The organism is Mumia sp. (genome assembly GCF_028803055.1).
Lineage (GTDB): Bacteria > Actinomycetota > Actinomycetes > Propionibacteriales > Nocardioidaceae > Mumia.
The window spans coordinates 1-2,026 of record NZ_JARBCJ010000319.1; the positions used below are offsets into that span (position 1 = coordinate 1).

A 2,026-nucleotide genomic window follows, 5' to 3' on the forward strand; every position below is an offset into this window, starting at 1 on the left:
GACGGTGAGCCGGCCAGGTGGCCGCGGTCCGGGCGCTCCGGCGGCCGGGTCGAGGAAAGTCCGGACTCCACAGGGCACGGGTGCTGGCGTGAGCCAGGACGGGGTGACCTGCCGGTACAGGGCAACAGAGAGCAGACCGCCGATGGCACCGCCCCGGGCGACCGGGGCAGCGCACAGGTAAGGGTGAAACGGTGCGGTAAGAGCGCACCAGCGTCGGGGGTGACCCCGGCGGCTCGGCAACCCCCACCCGGAGCAAGGCCAAGCGAGGGACGGCCGGCCCGGCCACATGTCCCCAGGTAGGCCGCAAAGATGGATGGCCACCGGGCGGCAACCGCAAGGGACCCGCTCACAGAATCCGGCTTATCGGCCGGCTCACCGTCACCACCCCCACTGACCAGGGCCGGAGCGGGCTACTCCCCCGCCGCCTCGACGTCGTGACACGTCGGTGACACAGGGGCCAGCACCCGATCGAGCACCGAGGCCGGGACCTCACGGTCGTCGCGCAGCCAATGGACGTAGATGCGGCTGACCGTCTCGACCGTGTCGCCCAGGTGCCCGGCCACCGCCGCGAGCGGCGCGCAACACGCGCTCGTTGCCGATCCGCTGCATCTGCCGATCGACCGTCACCTCCCGGCGATCGATCACGATCCGGTCAGCGGTCATGCCGAGCACCTCACCGATCCGTAGCCCCGCCAGCCCGAGCGCCGCGCGCACCATGGACGGCGTTGCCTACGCGCACGTACCCCAAGCCGTCGTTCCGGTGCCGCGGTCGGAGCGAGCACTTCCAGTGGCCGTCGGGGGGAGGTGAGGCGTTGGGCCTCAATCATCATTGAGAACCGCCCCGAAGCGGGTTAGCAGGCGGCGCCGACCATGACCGTGGGGATCAGCTGCTCGCCCCGGACTCGTAAACGGGCCACGGGCTGACGGTCTCGCAGCCGAACTCCTCTGGTGCCACGTCTGCTACGACCTCGGCCAATTGCCATCGGTGCCCGGCGAGGTCCTCGAGGGTGCAGTCACGCTCGCCGTACTCCCGGTCGACCGGCGTTTCGAGCACGACGGCGCCGTGCTCCCGAGCTCGGGCGAACGCTTCGTCGACGTCGGGCACCCGGACCCGAACAAGGTGAGTGACACCGCCCAGCTGCGGTGGGCGCCGCTCGCCGCCGACGTCGGCAACTATCACGGCACCGTCGTCCCCGACGGCGAGCTGCGCCCGATGGCTTTCGCCGATCCGCGTTCGCTCCATGAAGCCGAAGGCAGTGGTCAGAAAGGTCACGGCAGATCGCACGTCTGGGTAGACGAGGATCGGCACCACTGTGGGCGGCGGGACCGAGCGGTTGATCTTCATGGGCGCTCCCTCGTCTCGGCCGGCGCCAGCGTTGGGACCTAGCCGCACTTCGACCACAGCTGCGGCGTGGTCCAGCGACGAACATAGTGTGTGGATGCGGGGTCCCCGCCCGCCCCGGCATCCGTGCGCCGAATCGGCGATCGGGCGGGGAGGCTCGGGACTGAACGGGGCCCATAACACGCTTGATCGAGGCACGCGGTCGACCTCCCTCGCGCCGGGTCTGGGCTCATCAGCGTCAGATCAGGCACCCCCGCCCTTCGCCTACCCGAGAGTGTCGCCCATGTCTTGGGACCGAAACGTCAACCATGTCCCGGGACCGGACACAGGGCACGGACGGACCGTGGTGACAACTTCTCCACTCCGTCCCGGTGACACGTTCGTGACACATGAGGTCTTGCGGCACCGCGAGACGATGAGTCTTCCCGCTGACCGTTCCCAGGTCAGCGCGGGGAACAGGCGTTCGACCTGCCCTCTCAGACGCCGGTCACACAGTCCGGCTTATCGGCCGGCTCACCGTCACCACATGCTCTGACCAGGACCGCAGCGGGCTGGATCGCGGCTCCGCTGTCCACCTGGGCAGCGGAGCCTCAGCGCCTCCGGTCCTAGGGCACCGGTGGCGGGTCGCTGTGAAGCGTGCCCTCGATGACCGTGACCGCGCGGCCGGACAGGATCACCCGGTCG

At 69.7% G+C, this 2,026-nt stretch carries 2 protein-coding genes and 1 other RNA gene; 2 read left to right on the forward strand and 1 reads right to left on the reverse strand.

The genetic code is table 11. The features are described 5' to 3' along the window. The first annotated feature begins 5 nt into the window (after positions 1 to 5). Positions 6 to 379: RNase P RNA component class A (gene rnpB / locus PV363_RS17555), an RNA gene on the forward strand. Positions 380 to 519: 140 nt separating this feature from the next. Next, on the forward strand, positions 520 to 687 hold the full coding sequence (locus tag PV363_RS17560; protein ID WP_301023057.1) for a hypothetical protein: 168 nt from the start codon (positions 520 to 522) through the stop codon (positions 685 to 687). A gap of 196 nt (positions 688 to 883) precedes the next feature. Here the strand turns inward: PV363_RS17560 and PV363_RS17565 are convergent, their stop codons facing one another. Then, a complete protein-coding gene (locus tag PV363_RS17565; protein WP_301023058.1) occupies positions 884 to 1,345 on the reverse strand; it encodes a VOC family protein in 462 nt (153 codons plus the stop codon). Positions 1,346 to 2,026: the final 681 nt, after the last annotated feature.